Annotated in this window: 1 protein-coding gene; it reads right to left on the bottom strand. The window is 65.8% G+C overall.

The genetic code is table 11. The annotated features are described in order from the left end of the window. A partial coding sequence (locus tag AC5P09_RS52220) for an alpha-amylase family glycosyl hydrolase (protein WP_493880665.1) occupies window positions 1–345 on the bottom strand: 345 nt, incomplete at both ends.

The raw sequence follows: 345 nt of genomic DNA, 5'->3' as shown, positions 1-345 counted from the left end.
CTCCTGGAACCACGGGTGCTGGTCGCTGGTGTGGTTCATGACGAAGTCGATGATCACGCGCATGCCGCGCTGGTGGGCGGCGTCGACGAACTCCACGAAGTCGGCGAGGTCACCGAACTCGGGCAGGACCGCGGTGTAGTCCGAGACGTCGTAACCGCCGTCCCGCAGCGGCGACTGGAAGAAGGGCGGCAGCCAGAGGCAGTCGACCCCCAGCCACTGCAGGTAGTCGAGCTTGGCGGTCAGTCCCTTGAGGTCGCCCACACCGTCACCGTTGCTGTCCTGGAAGGAGCGGACGAGGACCTCGTAGAAGACGGCGCGCTTGAACCACTCGGGATCCCGGTCCTT

This window comes from Streptomyces sp. a15, assembly GCF_059026085.1.
Note: the sequence above shows the minus strand (reverse complement) of the source record. Positions and strands in the feature narration are given on the sequence as shown.